The organism is Acinetobacter halotolerans, from assembly GCF_004208515.1.
Lineage (GTDB): Bacteria > Pseudomonadota > Gammaproteobacteria > Pseudomonadales > Moraxellaceae > Acinetobacter > Acinetobacter halotolerans.
Window position 1 is genome coordinate 78,937 of record NZ_SGIM01000010.1, and the last position, 16,765, is coordinate 95,701.

Consider the following 16,765-nt stretch of genomic DNA (forward strand, 5'->3'; position numbering starts at 1 on the left):
TTTACTATCTTATTATATTGTGACCCGTTGTGGTTGGTGAAGATTATACTATGAAAAATTTTGTGATTAGCCTTACGTATGCTAATCAGCGTCGCGATCATATTTCGTCTATATTCGAAAAACAATCAATTGAATTCAGTTTTTTTGATGCAGTTACACCAGACACGATGGAACAGGTTGCCAAGGATCTGAATGTAGATATTACAAAAACAGAGTTAGCAAAAAGTGAAATTGCCTGTTTATTAAGTCATGCGGCATTGTGGAAAAAGACGATTGATGAAAATCTGAGTTATATTGCAATTTTTGAAGATGATATACATCTAGGGGAAGAAGCTATTATTTTCTTAACTAAAAGTGATTGGATTCCTGAGGGGTGTTCAATTATTAAGTTGGAAGCTTTTTATCCTAAAGTGGGGGTAGAGTCTTCTTTTAAAAGTTTGCCTTCAAAGCGTAAATTATCTTTATTAAAGACCGTACATATGGGGTGTGGTGGCTATATTCTATCCCAGCAATCAGCCCGTGACTTACTATGTTTATTAACAAATTACGAGAAGTTGATTCCTGTAGATCATATTGTTTTTAAAGATTATATGATGACGTTTCCTGATCATGTATATCAGATGCTGCCCGCACTTTGCATCCAAGATCACCTTCTAGGGCAACATGTTAATTTTCCGAGCTTTTTAGAGCAGGATAGGAATATTCGTAAAGGTGAGTATGAATATCAAATTAAACCCAAGCTTAATTTTATTCAAAAAATACAACGAGAAGGACTGAGGCTTTCGGCACAAATAATTAAATTGTTGAGGGAGTTTGTTTTAATGTTGAAAGGGAAAAGACTCACAAAAGTTAAGTTTAAATAATCATTTTGAGTTGAGGGACTTATTTTTTGTACAGTTCATCTGATGCATTTTCCCCTCTAAACCGTTTATACCCCCACATGTATTCTGCAGGAAAGCGGTTGATCATCTGTTCAACTGCTTTATTTAATGCTGTCGTTGCAATCTCGATATCTCGATCATAAAGTTGAGGATCATTTAGATCATCACAATACACCTCAAAACCTTCGCCATCTTCACGACGGAAGCAACTCAACCCAACTAAACGACATTGGGTTTTTTGCGCCATTTTACTGGCAAGGGTACTGGTCAAGCATGGGATACCGAAAAACGGAACCACGACTCCGCCAGAAGGTTGTGGGACATGGTCGGGTAGAATGACACTAAAGCCCCCTTGTTTGAGGTTTTTAAACAACGCCTTGACACCATTAGCATCAGTAGGGACAAGTGTTGCATTCAATCTTTGGCGCGCATGGAGAGCAAAGGAATTAAAGCCACTATCTTTCATGGGTTTGTACATAATGGTTGGAATACCGTACTGATGTACCCAAGCATTCATCATTTCCCATGTACCAAGATGCGGTGTGATGATCAATGCACCCTTGGGATTATTGAGTGCATCGGTTAAGACATCTAAATTATGCACAGCACGAATCTGCTGAATACTCCACTCAGGCGGCATAGCCCAACATTTTCCTGATTCGATATAGCTTAGACATTGTTTGACCACACTTTCTCGAGCCAGTTGTTCTTGTTGTTCAGGAGTTAATTCAGGATAGGCTAATCCAAGATTGATTCGCGTTTTCCATAACATACTTTTATTTGGATTTTGATTGATCAAGTATGCTGCCACTTTTGCAATGCTACGCAAAAATGGCAAAGGTAGAAGACGAAGAAGGGTGCTGTAAAAGGACATTTGAATTAGTCTTGTTTATCTGCATTGCCTTTGAGCACCATATAAATCAGTGCGGCAAAAATCACTAGCGCACCAGCTAGACTGCTGACGCAAAAATATAAAATTCGTTGATAGGTGGTCATATTGAAGAGTTCATTCGACAAGATGTAACGCATAAGAAACCATTGCGCAAGTGAAAACACAATAAGGACAATTGTGTGTCGACGCACATCTGGACGCATGGCCATGGGCTGATACCTTCGATAAAAAACTAGTTTATTATGCCATTAAAGAGAATCAATCTCAATTTACAAAAAAGGCGCTGTAAACAGCGCCTCTTCTTTGCTTAAGGTCTTAAGCTTCTTTCTTTTGTTGTTCGCGTAAACGAATACCCAAATCACGCAATTGATTTGCTTCGACTGGTGCAGGTGCTTGAGTCAATGGACATTCAGCAGTTTTAGTTTTCGGGAATGCAATCACATCACGAATAGAAGAAGCGCCTGTCATTAACATCACTAGACGATCTAAACCAAATGCCAAACCACCATGTGGAGGCGCGCCATAACGTAATGCATTGAGTAAGAAGCTGAATTTTTCTTCTGCTTCTTCATCAGAGATACCTAAAGCTTCAAAGATCGCTTTTTGCATTTCTAAGTTATAAATACGCAATGAACCACCACCGACTTCAGTACCGTTGAGTACCATGTCGTAAGCAACCGAGAGTGCAGCACCTGGGTTGTTCTTCACTTCTTCAACACTTGATTTTGGTAATGTGAATGGATGGTGAACCGAGGTCCATTTACCATCATCCGTTTCTTCAAACATTGGGAAGTCTACAACCCAAAGAGGAGCCCACTCACACGTCGCAAGATTCAAGTCATGACCGATCTTGACACGAAGAGCACCCATCGCATCATTGACGACTTTAGCTTTATCCGCACCAAAGAACACGATATCGCCATCTTGAGCGCCGACACGTTCTAACAGTTCAAGTACGATTGGCTCGATGAATTTAACGATTGGAGATTGAAGACCTTCAATACCTTTTGCCAATTCATTGACTTTGATATACGCCAAACCTTTCGCACCGTAGATGCCGACGAATTTGGTATATTCATCAATCGCACTACGTGGTAATGATGCAGCGCCCGGAACACGTAAAGCAACGATGCGACCTTTAGGGTCTTTAGCAGGTCCAGCGAACACTTTGAACTCAACTTCTTGCATCAGATCAGCAACATCGATGAGTTTCAACGGAATACGCATATCAGGTTTGTCTGACGCATAATCACGCATTGCATCCGCATAGGTCATACGTTGGAATTTATCGAACTTAACACCAAGAAGTTCATCGAACATCTTCACTGTTAATACTTCCATCAAATCCATGATGTCATCGTCACTCATGAACGATGTTTCAACGTCGATTTGAGTAAATTCAGGCTGACGATCAGCACGCAAGTCTTCATCACGGAAACATTTTGCGATTTGATAGTAACGATCAATACCACCCACCATCAGTAATTGTTTAAACAATTGTGGTGATTGTGGCAGAGCGTAAAAACTACCATTTGAAACACGACTAGGAACGAGATAGTCACGCGCACCTTCTGGTGTTGCACGGGTGAGAATCGGTGTTTCAACGTCCAAGAAACCATTGTCTTCGAAATAGTTACGAATTAAGTTGGTTAATTTAGAACGGAAGCGTAAACGATCTAACATTTCTGGACGACGAATATCCAAGAAACGATATTTCAAACGGATTTCTTCAGAAATATTGGTATTTTCATCATTCAAAGGGAAAGGCGGCGTTTCTGAAGCAGCAAGCACTTCAATATCTTTGCCTAAAACTTCAATTTGACCACTCACCATATTGGCATTTTCAGTGCCTTCATAGCGGCGACGAACGCGACCAGTAATTTTTAAAACAAATTCTGAACGTGCTTTATCCGCAGTTGCGAATGCTTCTGGGGTATCAGGGTCAATGACCACTTGCACGAGACCATCGCGGTCGCGCATATCAAGGAAAATCACACCGCCATGGTCACGGCGACGATGAACCCAACCACATAAAGTTACGGTTTGATCGATTTGGGCTTCAGTTAAAGAGCCACAGTAATGAGTGCGCATCATATTGAATTATTTATCCAAACTATATTGGCTGTAAAGGTGAATGCGTAAACAGCGCAGCACCAATGAAGAGGGAGATTATGCCTTGTTGAGCGGATTGTCTCAAGTCTTAAGCGGGTTTATTGGCACTTCAAAAGTGCTGAGGTGATTTTCGATCTAAAAATAACAATAATAAGCAAGACAGTGTGAAGATTATTAGTGCTGTGTGAGTAAATTCATTGATTGATTTGCCGATGAAAAAATAAGGCTCTTTCATCCAAATCTCGGATGCGATATGACGGTTATAATCCCAGAGTGATAACAGGCCACCAATACTTGAAATGATCAAGCTGCTCCATACAAAAACTTTAAACTCTTTTGGAATAATCGTGTCTTGCTTATATTTTTGGAAATAGCTCAGACACATCCTAAAGATAAAAGGGAGTGCAATGATGGATGAGCCAATCTGTAAAACGAAATGTAATGGGTAGTTAAAGCCAAACAATGAGATTTGCTGAGCAAGTATTGTTTCGAATGCAAAAGTACGGAAATCTAAATGGGTGAGGCCATCCCAAATCAAATGTGTTGCAGTTCCGATGATGATTGCAAAACAACTCATCAAACTAAAGGCAACAAAACGGTCAAATGAGTGGATATGTAAAGGATCTTGGATCGCGAACAGACGGTAGATCACTGGGCGATAAAGTAAATACCACAGGATGCAAAAGAATAACCCAAGTGGAAGATTTGGAAATAAAATGCCGCTCCATTGATGGGTCAGTGCAATATTTTCTTGTGTAAATAAACGATAAAGATCTGGTGTCATGCAGCCGATGGCTAAAGCTGCGATGGGCAAATGACCTTTACTGATTTTTGATAATGGTGGCGCAAGAACTGCATGAGACAGGGTAAAAGGCATGTCGTTAGAAAACGAGTTTTTTAAAATCATGGAGCGACAGTGTAGCAAATGTTTTTTTCCGCTATGTTTTTTATTGCAAATTAAGTGAAATGTTATAGTATAACAATTAATATTTGAGCTGATCCGAGACACGGTATGTCATTTTCAAAAAGTATTCTGACTTTATCAATATTAGCTGCTGCATCAGTTTCATCATTTGCCGCAGAAAATGAGCAAGTTAAAACATTAGAAACAATACGAATTAAAGCGCATCCGCTTGAGCAAACTTCACAGGATTTTGCAGTTGCAGATACGGTGGTTGATCAAAAAACTTTAGCGCAAGGTGCGGTTACGATTGGGGATGCATTAGCCAATGAGGTTGGAATTTATTCTAATCAGTTTGGTGCAGGTTCAAGTCGCCCTGTAATTCGTGGGCAAGATGGCGCACGTGTTAAAGTGTTGCAAAATTCATCTGAAAATATTGACGTTTCAACGCTATCACCCGACCATGCTGTGACTGTAGATCCTGCATTAGCCTCGCAGGTTGAAGTGATTCGTGGGCCATCAACATTATTATTTGGCGCTGGCACCGTCGGTGGTTTAGTCAATGTAACGGATAGCAAAATCCCAACGAAAATGCCAGAAAAAGGCTATGAAGGAAATGTTGGCTTACGTTACAACACGGGCAGCGATGAAAAACTTGCAAGTGCAGGTGTGACAGTCGGTTTAGGCGATCAAGTCGCTTTGCGTGTTGAAGGACTCAAGCGCGAAGCAAATGACTATATTGCCCCTAATTACTTTCATGAAGGTGAAAAGGAGCGTCGAGTCGACAATACTTTTGCGGAAGGTCAAACCGTAAATGTCGGTTTATCTTGGATCTATGATCGAGGTTTTACGGGTATTTCATACAGCAATCGTCAAGACAAATATGGCTTACCTGGACATAATCATGAATATGAGAGTTGTGATGCACATCTAAGTGGTCGACCTCACTTACATTGTGGAGATCATGATCATGGGCATGGTGATCATGATGACGACCACGGGCATGACGATCATGAGCATGAACATGCACATGGCGGTCCATGGATTGATTTAAAGTCAGAACGTTATGATGTTCGTACTGAATTAGATGACCCTTTTGCAGGTTTTAAAAAGCTACGTGCTCAAGCGAGCTATACCGATTATCGCCATGATGAAATCGAAGAAGATATCATTGCAACCCGCTTTAAAAATAAAGGTTATGATGGCCGCTTAGAGCTGGTTCATAACCCACTAGGTGCATGGGAAGGGGTGATTGGTACTCAGTATGGTCATCAAAAACTCACATTAACGGGCGAAGAAGCGTTCTTGGTGCCAAATACCACCAAGAAATGGAGTGTATTTGCCTTAGAACATGCTCAATTTAATGATGTGCATGTTGAGCTGGCTGCGCGCGCTGAACAACAAAAAATTGATATTGATGATTCAAGCAAGAAAGATTTTGATGGCTCAGCCTATTCATTTTCAGGTGCGGCCAACTGGGAATTTGCACCAGACTACAAATTGTCTTTTGTTGCATCGCATCAACAACGTCTACCATTAGCACAAGAGCTGTATGCAAATGGCAAACACTTTGCGACCAATACCTTCGAACTGGGTAATGATCAGTTGAAGAAAGAGAAGTCAAATAACGTTGAGCTTGGTTTCCATTTTGACAATAACACCTTTGATTACCATGTACACGTCTACCATAACTGGTTTGATGATTACATCTTTGCACAAACTTTAGATCGTTACGAAGATTTCCGTTTGGTTGAATATACACAAGACAAAGCGCGTTTCTACGGTGCTGAGGCAGAAGCAGGTTATCAAATTTCACCAATCTATAAAGTCAGCTTATTTGGTGACTATGTGCGTGGTAAAATTGACAACGAAAATGCGCCTCGTGTTCCTGCTGGACGTTTAGGAACAAAAGTTAATGCAGACTTTGGTGATGGCTTTAGCGGTTCTGCTGAGTACTACCATGTGTTCCAGCAAGATAAAATTTCAGCGTATGAAACAGATACACAAAGTTATAATATGTTGAATCTTGGTGTGGCGTATTCAGGTCAATACAGCAGCATGGGCGACTATCGAGTTTTCCTCAATGCAAATAACCTGTTAGATGATCAGATTTATCAACATGCATCATTCCTTTCAACCATTCCACAAGTTGGTCGTAACTTTACTGTAGGTGTAAATTTCAGCTTCTAATTTTTCACTTAAATCTTATTGAAAAATCAAAGCATAAGCTCTAGCCTTAAACCATTAGGCTAGAGCTTTTTTTGTTTATATGCGTATCTTCCAACGAATCCATCAAAAATTAAACTGGTCAGGTCGGCGTTACATGGCAGTCATATTGAGCATTCTGGTGATTGGGTATATTGCTTCGGCGATTTACCACACTGTAAAACCACTCCCGAAAGGGTTGGATTTTACTGGTCAACTACGTCATGCCAATGTGAGGTTTTTAGCCGATCAAACTTATATTGATGGCGATGGTCAGCAACAAGTGGATCAACAGATTTTTAAAGAAGTGTTTCAATTGATTGAAGATGCGAGAAGCACCATTGTTTTGGACATGTTTCTTTTTAATCAAGAAGTTGGCGCATCCAAAATTAAGCAGATTCCATTAATGCAACAGTTGACTGATGCATTGCTGCTCAAACGTCAGCAAAATCCAAATATTCAAATTGTAGTGATTACCGATCCCATTAATTCAGTGTATGGTGGTCTTGCTCCAAAGCATTATGATCAACTTCGTCAAGCTCACATTGAAGTCATTGAAACCGATTTAAAACCATTACGTGCATCGAATCCGCTGTGGTCGGGGTTTTGGTATATCTGTTGTCAAGATGTAGGCAATAATCCACAAAAAGGCTGGCTAAAAAATCCATTTGGTGAGCAGAAGATCACACTTCGCAGTTATCTAGCATTGTTTAATTTTAAAGCCAATCATCGTAAAACCTTAGTGGTAGATACTGAGGCTGGTTGGAAAAGTCTAGTGACTTCTGCAAATCCGCACGATGGAAGTTCACATCATAGCAATGTGGCGTTAGTGGTGGATGGTGCAACAGCAATTGATATGCTACAAACTGAACAGGCGGTTGCGCAAATGTCGCAAGGGGGCAGCCCAATTGTGATCATGGGGGGACTAACGGAAGATAAAAGCTTGCCTCAAATTCAGGTGCTGACTGAAAAAGCAATCTATGATGCGGTATTGGAAATGATTAACACCGCCAAACAAGATGAACATTTGGATATCGCGATGTTCTATTTGTCTGAACGGAAGATTATTTCAGCATTAAAGCAAGCAAAACAGCGTGGTGTTCGCATCCGTATGGTACTTGATCCAAATAAAGATGCATTTGGTCGTCAAAAGAATGGTATGCCAAATCGCCAAGTGGCGTCTGAACTCAATGCGGTTGGTATTCCAATTCGCTGGTGTGATACGCATGGTGAGCAATGCCACAGTAAAATGCTGTTGAAATACAATTCCCAACAAGCTGAGTTGATTTTGGGTTCTGCAAACCTAACGGCCCGCAATCTGAAAAACTATAATCTTGAAACCAATATGCGTGTGATTGGTTCAACTCAAGCGCAGGTGTTTAAGGATGCTGGACAGTATTTTGATTCTTCTTGGAACAATGCCAATGGTCGTCAAGTAACGCTTGATTATAAAAAGTATGCTGACGAGTCGAAAACCAAATATTGGGTGTATCGTTTTATGGAATGGTCAGGGCTATCGACTTTTTGAAGAAAAAAGAAAAGAGGCGTAATGCCTCTTTTTAATTATGGACTTGGCGGAATCAGTTGATCCAAATCTTTATCGCTTAACGTTTCTAATTCGCTGAGATCAGTTTTAATAGCCCACTGTGTTTCATCCTCGACAGGGTTGGGCAAACGACCTTCTAACCAGTCACAGACGACATCAGGTGTAAAGTCTGCATGATTACATTGAATCACCCAAGCTAAAAAGTCTTTGGCTTCCCCATTCATATAAGGTGGGGGCGATACTGGGAAAAATTGTGTCGGTAAACGCTCATTGGTGGATAAATAATTCAGTACATGGCCCAGTTCCTGAACGGTTTGCCAAGCCAAAGGATGCTCTACATCAATGCTGAATTTAAACCACCATGCATGTTGACCATCTGTACCATGCGCAACGATACGTGATTCTTGCACGCTTGGAACCTTGCAAAAAAACTGAGAGAGACGATCAAAATTCATTTCAGACACAGATATAGCCTCAAAACGTAAAAAAAGAATTCTAGCATATTCCTGTGCTTGGTAGACTTTCATCGGTGATGGTGAAGTGTGTGGCTTATAGTAATCAATGTATAAAAAAGAGAAATAAAATCCCTCCTTATTTCATCCTCAATCTATGCGAAAACTATAAAATGGTAACAAATGTTGGTGGTTTTTTGCTCTAAAATAAAACAATGACACTTCATATGGGGAGAGGGCAATGCTGCAATCTAAATATTATCATTATGCTTTCTTAGGTATATTCAGTTGTTTCCCTACACTGTTGTATGCAGACAATGCTTGGGGTGGTTATAGTGGGACTGAGCGTCGTTCCTATCAGCAGACTTCGCCGTCTTATCAAGCGCCTGCTCAGGACCCATTTGCATTTTCAAATCAGCGCTATACCCCAACAGCCCCACCCAAAGGGTATTACTATCAGCCCTATCAAAATAGTCATCCTTATCCCCGCTATCCGCAACCAAGAGTTCGTATAGAGTACTATCCAGATACTCAAACGGAGCACCGCTATAGTCGCGATGCTTTTGTGGTTGGCAATGCCTTACCGAGTGAGTTCCGCAGCGAGCGTTATGTGGTTCGAGATTGGGGATATTATTCATTACGAGAACCACCTAAAGGACGACATTGGGTAATGGTGGATGGGCGTTACTTTCTAGTCACCAACGATAACTTCACCATTGAGATTATTCGTTGATGAATAGAAGTGCTGGAGATCAGCTCAGCTGATAGGTCTCCACAATTTCTTGGATATCATTACAAAGCTTTGCAATGTCCTTGGTTTTATTCATGGTTTCTCCTTGAGTTTCTTTTAATCTGAATTTAGATCAAAACACAGAGGATCAAATAATGAAAAAGACATTGGTATTACTTGTTTCAACTCTAATGCTAGGCATGTCTGCATGTGCAGTTGCAGAGCCATCAAACCGTTGGAAAAATGATCACAATGATCGTTATGATAATCGTTACGACCGTTATGACCATCGCCATGATCAACGTAAACCACCCCATTGGTCAAATGCGGATCGCGGAAATCATTATGGTCAACGTATTACATTTAAACGTGGTGAGCGTATTCCATCGCAATTTCGTAATAGTCGCTATGTAATATCGAATTATCGTCAACATCGTTTATATCAGCCACCACGTGGTTATCAATGGATGAAGATACAAGGGCATTATGTTTTAGTCGATTCTAAATATCGTGTGTATCGAGTTTCATAAACAGAAACTGAATTCAAGCAGGCTTTGGCCTGCTTTTTTTATGCGAACTCATTCTCTTGAAGTTAAGCATGTTATACAAGTTTTAGGCTGCTTTTTTAGAGGTTGATATAAAGAACTGCTTCAATCAAATAACTTCGGCAGTTCTATGGTTGGGATGAAAGATTATTTTAGGTGAGGGTACTGTCGATAGATTTCTTCAAGTGACACATGCCCTAAAAAGTTTTGAGCATTTTCAGTGAGGTGCTGCTGTTCAATCGCATGTGCAAATTTGACTGCTGGATCAGACTGTAGCTGTTGATAAATGCGATGGCAATTTGGAAAATGATGAATATCAATCACATTATGATATTTTAACCATCGTGCTATCCCTGCGTAGTAACCGTCGGCAAAAGATAGTTGGTCTCCCATCAGCCAAGTGTGGTTTGTTAAAGAGGCTTCTAATGCAGTGAATGCTTTTTCCACTAATACTTTTCCATAATCTTGGAGTGCCTGTTTAGAATCTTCTGGCATAGTGTATTCAACGCCATACCATAATGGAGCAAACGCATTGAATAAGGTGGTATTCAAGAATGCGAGTTTTTGATTAAACAGATTAAATGCCTCGGTCCCTTGTTGATAATGAAAAGCTGTATTTGAGCTTTTTGCTGTTATATGGTTCAAGATAGCCATCGTTTCGGTCACAATTTTACCATTACCGTAGATCAGTGCGGGCGTTTCGCCCAGTGGGTTAATGCGACGATATTCAGGCGTATCACTCTGTAATGGCATCTCGATTCTACAGAGTTGATAGGGCAATCCTGACCATTCCAATGCAACGATTGAACCAAATGAACAGCCTGAAGGAATACCATAAAATAAGGTTAAGTTTGACATGATAATGACTCTATCGTGGATGATAGAATTATCTTAAGATAGCGGGAAAGTTTCGAATAGTCAGGTATTATGCAACTTATTGTCTACATATATGGACATTGACGTATGTTACTCAGACAAAATTTAAATGACGTTTTTCTATTTGTTGTTGCTGTAGAGCATCAAGGATTTTCTGCGGCGGCTAAACAACTCAATTTGCCTAAATCCACCATAAGTAAGCGTGTTGCAATATTAGAGCAGAAGTTGGGTTTAATACTGATTCATCGTAGTTCACGCAGTTTTGTTTTAAGTGAAGCAGGAAAACTCTTTTACCAGCATGCAAAAAATGCAGTAGATGAGTTTCGTTATGCTGAAGAAAACTTATTGATGCAGCAGCAAGAGCCGAGTGGTATCGTACGATTAAGTGCTTCTGTCCCTGTGGCACAATATATTTTATCTGATTGTTTACCAGAACTTGCAGAGCGACATCCTAAACTATTGATACAGTTAGAGGTCACTGATCGATATGTTGATGTTATGAGTGAAAATTTTGATATCGTGATACGAAGCCATTTTCAAAGCTTGGCAGACTCTGGTTTGATTCAGCGGGTACTTAGCCACGAGGATATTATCGCTATCGCAGCACCTTCTTATTTAGCCAAAGTAGCTCCAATATATAAACCTCAAGATCTCGTGAATCATGATGGGTTATGGTCTGATATGCAAATGAATCCTTGGCATTTTCAGCATCGTTTAGGGGAGAAATGTTCTGTTCGTCCGAATATTCGGTTTATGGCAAATGAGACCGAGGTGTTAAAAGGGGCTGTTAAGCGAGGCATCGGGATCGCATTATTGCCCGAAGCTTTTTGTACACAAGAATTGTCTGATGGAAGCCTAGTGAATGTTTTACCTGAGTGGTATGCAGGTCGCGTAACTACGAGTTTGTTGATGCTGACGAGACGCGGTTTATTGCCTAGTGTCAATATTACGGCTGATTTCCTCGTTGAAAAGTTAAAAAGATAAAGCTGTACTTACCCCAAACGTTGATTTGATTTAAATATAAAAAAAGCGCCTGAATATTCAGACGCTTTTTGTTCACTTCAGTGATTAAGCTTGGTTAGTGAAGTAGTCTTCGCTGAAGTTCATCAGCAAGTCAGAACCAGCTTCAATTTTCTTAATACGAGACTCTAACTCAGGCAAGATACGCGTTACAAAGTATTGCGCTAAGGCAAGTTTGTTTTGGTAGAAATCACCAGACTTGTCTTTAGCTGCAGCAGCAATCTTAGCGAACATATAAGCAAAGCTGAGTAAACCAACTGCATGTAAGTAATCAACCGCAGCAGCATTTGGGAAGTCTACATTTTCAGCTGCTTGTTCAATGATGAACTGCGTGATTGCTTCAATTTCAGTTGCTGCATCCAAAGTGGCATCTTTAATGAAATTTAAATCAGCATCTAAGGTATTTGCAAAGTCACGGATTTCAGAGATGTATTCTGTGATGAATGCACCACCACATTTAATGGTTTTACGTCCGATCAAGTCTTGAGATTGAACGCCGTTGGTCCCTTCATAGATTTGAGCAATACGAAGATCGCGAATACATTGTTCCATACCCCATTCACGAATATAACCGTGACCACCAAACACCATTTGCGCATCTAAAGTCGCTTGGAACGCAGTATCAGTGAGGTATGCTTTTGCAATTGGTGTCAACAATGCAACGCGGTTGTTGGCTTGCTTCACTGCTTCTGCATCTGTTGAGAACTTAGTGATATCCAGTTGCTGACCAACATAGACTGCAAATGCGCGAGAAGCTTCGTTGTTGGCACGTACGTTGAGTAACATACGACGTACATCACCATGTACTAAGATGCTGTCAGCAGGTTTGTTTGGAGATTGAACACCAGCAGCGCTACGACCTTGTAAACGGTCAGTCGCGTATTGTGCTGCATTTTGATAAGCAAATTCAGAAGCACCAAGACCTTGGATACCCATCGATAAACGTTCGTAGTTCATCATCACGAACATTGCTGCAAGACCTTCATTTTCTTTGCCAACGAGGTAACCTTTGGCACCGTCAAAGTTCATCACACAAGTTGCAGAGGCTTTGATCCCCATTTTATGTTCGATAGAACCTGGACCCACTGGGTTACGTTCGCCTAAAGAACCATCTTCATTTACAAGGTACTTTGGTACGATGAATAAAGAAATACCGCGAGAGCCAGCAGGGGCATCAGGGGTTTTTGCAAGAACTAAGTGAATGATATTTTCTGCTAAATCGTTATCACCGCCAGTGATGAAGATTTTAGTACCTGTGATGTTATAAGTACCGTCTTCGTTACGTTCAGCTTTAGTCTTGATAATACCTAAATCAGTACCTGCATGTGGTTCTGTTAAGCACATAGTACCTGACCATTCGCCAGAATAGATTTTAGGTAAGTAAGTTTCTTTTTGCGCTTGCGATGCATAGCTGTTTAACGCCATACCAGCACCCACAGAAAGCAATGGGTACAGCATGAATGATGGGTTGGTCGCAAATAACATCTCATCAGAAAGTACGGTCAGCATTTTTGGCATTGCTTGACCGCCCCATTCTTCCTCAGCACCTAAACCAATCCAACCGCCTTCAGCGTATTGACGGAAAGCTTCTTTAAAGCCTGCAGGTGTGAATACTTCACCATTTTCCCAGCGCGCGCCTTCTTCATCACCTGTACGGTTAAGTGGGTGAGTGACGTTTTGAGCAAATTTAGCCATTTCTTCTAAAATTGCTTCAGCGGTTGCAGCATCTACATGAGCAAGTTTCTCATTAGACTGCCAAAATTGTTCTGCTTTGAATACATCATTTAAGATGAATTTCATGTCTGCTAAAGGCGCGTTGTAAATTGGCATAATCGTTCCCTTATACGCACAAGTGATGTGCAAAGTGATCAAATAAAACGAAGAAATAAAACAATGCTATAAATTTAGCACTGATTAAACAAAAAAAGGACGGTCAAAACTGACCAGTCCTTTTTTTGTGATGAACGTTGCATCCCATTCTAATCTATGATTAGAACGCGAAGTGTTCCGCATCAAGTTCAAACAATGGCTCAACACCAGTTGAAAGTACATCTACGTGAGAGCGAACACGTGGCAAGATCTTCTTGAAGTAGAAGCGAGCTGTCGTGACTTTCGCATTGTAGAAATCAACTTCTGTTGAACCTTCAGCTAATTTCTCTTGAGCAACAAGTGCCATGCGCGCCCATAAGTAAGCCAGCGTTACATAACCAGAGAAGTATAAGTAATCAACCGCAGCAGCACCAACTTCATCAGGGTTTTGCATTGCACGCATACCGATTTGCATGGTGATATCGCCCCACTCTTTGTTTGCAGCAGCCAATGGTGCAATGAATTCTTGCATCGCAGCATTGTCTTTATTTGCTTCAACAAATTTATGGATGATCTTAGTGAAATCTTTAAGCATTGCGCCTTGAGTTTGCAATACTTTACGACCTAACAAGTCAAGTGCTTGAATCTCAGTTGTACCTTCGTATAAGCAAGCGATACGTGTATCACGTACGATTTGTTCCATACCATGTTCAGAAATGAAGCCGTGACCACCAAAGACTTGTACACCGTGCTTCGCAGATTCAGAACCAGTTTCAGTTAAGAATGCTTTAGCAATTGGAGTTAACAAAGATAAGATGTTGTCAGCAAACTTACGCTCTTCTTCAGTTTCGCCTTTTTCAACGATATCTGCATACTGAGCCAATAAGTAAACTAGTGCACGACCACCTTCAGCAAATGCTTTTTGCGTTAAAAGCATGTTACGAACAGCAGGGTGAACAATAATTGGATCTGCTTCTTTTTCAGGCGCTTTAGGACCTGAAAGTGAACGCATTGCTAAACGATCTTTCGCATATGCTAAAGCACCTTGGAAAGAGCCTTCAGATGCAGCAAGACCTTGAACTGCCGTACCAATACGTGCAGTGTTCATGAATGTGAACATGCAGTTTAGGCCGCGGTTTTCTGGTCCAATCAAGTAACCTTTTGCTTGATCAAAGTTGATCACGCAAGTTGCGTTACCATGGATACCCATTTTGTGTTCGATAGAACCACAACGTACAGCGTTGCGCTCGCCAACTGAACCGTCAGCATTTACAAGGAACTTAGGTACGATGAAGAGTGAAATCCCTTTAGTGCCTTTAGGTGCACCTGGTAAACGTGCAAGAACGATATGGATGATATTGTCAGCCATGTCATGTTCACCAGCAGAGATAAAGATTTTCTCGCCAGAAATTGCATAGCTACCATCATCATTTGGTTCTGCTTTAGTACGAATAATACCTAAGTCTGAACCAGCATGAGATTCTGTTAAGCACATTGTACCTGTCCAAACACCTGATACAAGGTTTGGCATATAAGTCGCTTTTTGCTCATCAGAACCATGGTGTTCAATTGTACGAACTGCACCATGAGAAAGACCTGGGTACATACCCCAAGACCAGTTTGCTGTACCAACCATCTCAGAAATTGTAATTCCTAGAGAGTTTGGTAATGCTTGACCGCCAAATTCTTCATCAGCAGAAAGAGAAGGGAAGCCTAATTCGATATATTTTTGATACGCTTCTTTAAAGCCTGTAGGTGTAGTCACAACACCATCATTCCAAGTACAACCTTCACGGTCGCCTGTTTGATTAATTGGAGAAAGTTCATTCTCACAAAAATCAGCCGCTGCTTCTAGATATTGATCAACCAATTCACGGCTTACTGTGTCTTGAAATGCAGGAAGTTTTGCGTAGTGTGCTTCAGCATTTAATAATTCGTGCAATACGAACTGCATATCACGTAAGGGTGCTTTGTATTGTGGCATAGCGGGTTCCTCAATACTGGTTAAACCAGAGTTAGAATCTTAGTCAATGATAAATGTGCCCAACGGCACCATTTTGTACCGCTAATCGTGCAACAAGTTATAGTTCGGTACAAGCTCTTGCAGGTCATTTCTTAGTGACTGCTAAGTCAAAGTTTGTTAGGTCGCCTACTCAAGCCATTAGATTGTAGCGGTTTTATGGTTTTTTACTTCATTTCTATGAGCAAAATCGTAAGCAGCTGTGTAAAGTCGATAAAGCATGATTTTTATACTAAATTATATTGATAAAAAAGGCGCTTAAAAGCGCCTTCTATGGAGGTTGTGGGCTTAAGTTGTTGCATTTTGCTGACGTTTCAATTGTGATTTATCAGGTGTGAAACGAACTTCGCAGGTACCCTCGATTACACGATTATTCAATTGAACATTGACGCGCTCACCGATCCGTTTTCCTTGGCAAGCTTGGGTGATTTTAGCGCGTTCTGCTTGGTGTTTAAGACGCATTTGTTCACGATGTTCTTGGCGTTGTTCACGTTTGGCTTGCCACTCAGCGCGTTGTTCTGGTGTAAGTTCACGTTTGTGGTGGGCATGGCGATCAGCTTCTATTGATGGTTTTTGTGGTGGCGTTGATTGACAAGCAGTTAACACAAAAACAGAACCGAGTAGTGTGGTTATAAATGCAACTTTTGTCTTGTTCATTGTTCTATCCAGCAAAGAGGTTGTGATTTGGTTGTTAAAGATTAGATAATAAAAATGAAGAAACAATGGAGAGTTTTTTTGGACCATGTTGGTTACAATCCATAAATAGAACAATATTG

Annotated in this window: 15 protein-coding genes; 6 read left to right on the top strand and 9 right to left on the bottom strand. The window is 40.8% G+C overall.

Annotated elements, in window-relative coordinates:
* Positions 1 to 50: 50 nt before the first annotated feature.
* The gene (locus EXE30_RS12175; RefSeq protein WP_130162608.1) at positions 51 to 863 is read left to right on the top strand and encodes a glycosyltransferase family 25 protein; all 813 of its coding nucleotides are present in this window, start codon (positions 51 to 53) and stop codon (positions 861 to 863) included.
* Positions 864 to 882: 19 nt separating this feature from the next.
* On the opposite strand, the gene EXE30_RS12180 is transcribed toward EXE30_RS12175, so the two are convergent.
* The 4 genes from EXE30_RS12180 to EXE30_RS12195 all read right to left on the bottom strand — a co-directional run bounded on the left by EXE30_RS12180 (position 883) and on the right by EXE30_RS12195 (position 4,762).
* The gene (locus EXE30_RS12180; RefSeq protein ID WP_130162609.1) at positions 883 to 1,755 is read right to left on the bottom strand and encodes a lysophospholipid acyltransferase family protein; all 873 of its coding nucleotides are present in this window, start codon (positions 1,753 to 1,755) and stop codon (positions 883 to 885) included.
* Between the two features lie 5 nt (positions 1,756 to 1,760).
* Positions 1,761 to 1,982 (bottom strand): hypothetical protein, encoded by a 222-nt coding sequence (locus EXE30_RS12185; protein ID WP_130162610.1) that lies wholly within the window; start codon positions 1,980 to 1,982, stop codon positions 1,761 to 1,763.
* Positions 1,983 to 2,088: 106 nt separating this feature from the next.
* On the bottom strand, positions 2,089 to 3,867 hold the full coding sequence (gene aspS / locus EXE30_RS12190) for an aspartate--tRNA ligase (protein WP_130162611.1): 1,779 nt from the start codon (positions 3,865 to 3,867) through the stop codon (positions 2,089 to 2,091).
* Between the two features lie 127 nt (positions 3,868 to 3,994).
* Positions 3,995 to 4,762, bottom strand: a complete 768-nt coding sequence (locus EXE30_RS12195) for a DUF4184 family protein (RefSeq protein ID WP_171457368.1) — start codon at positions 4,760 to 4,762, stop codon at positions 3,995 to 3,997.
* A 135-nt stretch (positions 4,763 to 4,897) separates the two neighbouring features.
* Between EXE30_RS12195 and znuD the strand changes: the two genes are divergently transcribed.
* Both znuD and EXE30_RS12205 read left to right on the top strand, forming a co-directional pair.
* Positions 4,898 to 6,976, top strand: a complete 2,079-nt coding sequence (gene znuD, locus EXE30_RS12200; protein WP_130162613.1) for a zinc piracy TonB-dependent receptor ZnuD — start codon at positions 4,898 to 4,900, stop codon at positions 6,974 to 6,976.
* A 79-nt stretch (positions 6,977 to 7,055) separates the two neighbouring features.
* Positions 7,056 to 8,519 carry a phospholipase D family protein gene (locus EXE30_RS12205; protein WP_171457369.1) on the top strand — a complete coding sequence of 488 codons (1,464 nt, stop codon included), beginning with the start codon at positions 7,056 to 7,058 and terminating at the stop codon, positions 8,517 to 8,519.
* A 35-nt stretch (positions 8,520 to 8,554) separates the two neighbouring features.
* On the opposite strand, the gene EXE30_RS12210 is transcribed toward EXE30_RS12205, so the two are convergent.
* On the bottom strand, positions 8,555 to 9,001 hold the full coding sequence (locus EXE30_RS12210) for a hypothetical protein (RefSeq protein ID WP_165382411.1): 447 nt from the start codon (positions 8,999 to 9,001) through the stop codon (positions 8,555 to 8,557).
* Between the two features lie 229 nt (positions 9,002 to 9,230).
* Here EXE30_RS12210 and EXE30_RS12215 point away from each other — a divergent pair, with 229 nt between their 5' ends.
* A complete protein-coding gene (locus tag EXE30_RS12215) occupies positions 9,231 to 9,722 on the top strand; it encodes an RcnB family protein (protein WP_130162615.1) in 492 nt (163 codons plus the stop codon).
* A gap of 152 nt (positions 9,723 to 9,874) precedes the next feature.
* Positions 9,875 to 10,249 carry an RcnB family protein gene (locus tag EXE30_RS12220; protein ID WP_130162616.1) on the top strand — a complete coding sequence of 125 codons (375 nt, stop codon included), beginning with the start codon at positions 9,875 to 9,877 and terminating at the stop codon, positions 10,247 to 10,249.
* Positions 10,250 to 10,411: 162 nt separating this feature from the next.
* Here EXE30_RS12220 and EXE30_RS12225 read toward each other — a convergent pair whose 3' ends face one another.
* Positions 10,412 to 11,122 carry a glutathione S-transferase family protein gene (locus EXE30_RS12225; protein ID WP_130162617.1) on the bottom strand — a complete coding sequence of 237 codons (711 nt, stop codon included), beginning with the start codon at positions 11,120 to 11,122 and terminating at the stop codon, positions 10,412 to 10,414.
* A gap of 105 nt (positions 11,123 to 11,227) precedes the next feature.
* On the opposite strand from EXE30_RS12225, the gene EXE30_RS12230 reads away from it, so the two are divergent.
* The gene (locus EXE30_RS12230; protein WP_130162618.1) at positions 11,228 to 12,124 is read left to right on the top strand and encodes a LysR substrate-binding domain-containing protein; all 897 of its coding nucleotides are present in this window, start codon (positions 11,228 to 11,230) and stop codon (positions 12,122 to 12,124) included.
* An 84-nt stretch (positions 12,125 to 12,208) separates the two neighbouring features.
* Here EXE30_RS12230 and EXE30_RS12235 read toward each other — a convergent pair whose 3' ends face one another.
* From EXE30_RS12235 to EXE30_RS12245, 3 genes are all read right to left on the bottom strand, one after another.
* Complete coding sequence (locus EXE30_RS12235; RefSeq protein ID WP_130162619.1) at positions 12,209 to 13,990, bottom strand: acyl-CoA dehydrogenase C-terminal domain-containing protein; 1,782 nt, start codon at positions 13,988 to 13,990, stop codon at positions 12,209 to 12,211.
* Positions 13,991 to 14,150: 160 nt separating this feature from the next.
* Complete coding sequence (locus EXE30_RS12240) at positions 14,151 to 15,953, bottom strand: acyl-CoA dehydrogenase C-terminal domain-containing protein (RefSeq protein ID WP_130162620.1); 1,803 nt, start codon at positions 15,951 to 15,953, stop codon at positions 14,151 to 14,153.
* A 324-nt stretch (positions 15,954 to 16,277) separates the two neighbouring features.
* Positions 16,278 to 16,646 carry a heavy-metal resistance gene (locus tag EXE30_RS12245; RefSeq protein ID WP_130162621.1) on the bottom strand — a complete coding sequence of 123 codons (369 nt, stop codon included), beginning with the start codon at positions 16,644 to 16,646 and terminating at the stop codon, positions 16,278 to 16,280.
* Positions 16,647 to 16,765 lie beyond the last annotated feature (119 nt).

Coding starts and splice junctions, on each gene's coding strand:
- EXE30_RS12175 (WP_130162608.1), top strand. CDS start 51: ATGAAAAATTTTGTGATTAGCCTTACGTATGCTAATCAGCGTCGCGAT.
- EXE30_RS12180 (WP_130162609.1), bottom strand. CDS start 1,755: ATGTCCTTTTACAGCACCCTTCTTCGTCTTCTACCTTTGCCATTTTTG.
- EXE30_RS12185 (WP_130162610.1), bottom strand. CDS start 1,982: ATGGCCATGCGTCCAGATGTGCGTCGACACACAATTGTCCTTATTGTG.
- aspS (WP_130162611.1), bottom strand. CDS start 3,867: ATGATGCGCACTCATTACTGTGGCTCTTTAACTGAAGCCCAAATCGAT.
- EXE30_RS12195 (WP_171457368.1), bottom strand. CDS start 4,762: ATGCCTTTTACCCTGTCTCATGCAGTTCTTGCGCCACCATTATCAAAA.
- znuD (WP_130162613.1), top strand. CDS start 4,898: ATGTCATTTTCAAAAAGTATTCTGACTTTATCAATATTAGCTGCTGCA.
- EXE30_RS12205 (WP_171457369.1), top strand. CDS start 7,056: ATGCGTATCTTCCAACGAATCCATCAAAAATTAAACTGGTCAGGTCGG.
- EXE30_RS12215 (WP_130162615.1), top strand. CDS start 9,231: ATGCTGCAATCTAAATATTATCATTATGCTTTCTTAGGTATATTCAGT.
- EXE30_RS12220 (WP_130162616.1), top strand. CDS start 9,875: ATGAAAAAGACATTGGTATTACTTGTTTCAACTCTAATGCTAGGCATG.
- EXE30_RS12225 (WP_130162617.1), bottom strand. CDS start 11,122: ATGTCAAACTTAACCTTATTTTATGGTATTCCTTCAGGCTGTTCATTT.
- EXE30_RS12230 (WP_130162618.1), top strand. CDS start 11,228: ATGTTACTCAGACAAAATTTAAATGACGTTTTTCTATTTGTTGTTGCT.
- EXE30_RS12235 (WP_130162619.1), bottom strand. CDS start 13,990: ATGCCAATTTACAACGCGCCTTTAGCAGACATGAAATTCATCTTAAAT.
- EXE30_RS12240 (WP_130162620.1), bottom strand. CDS start 15,953: ATGCCACAATACAAAGCACCCTTACGTGATATGCAGTTCGTATTGCAC.
- EXE30_RS12245 (WP_130162621.1), bottom strand. CDS start 16,646: ATGAACAAGACAAAAGTTGCATTTATAACCACACTACTCGGTTCTGTT.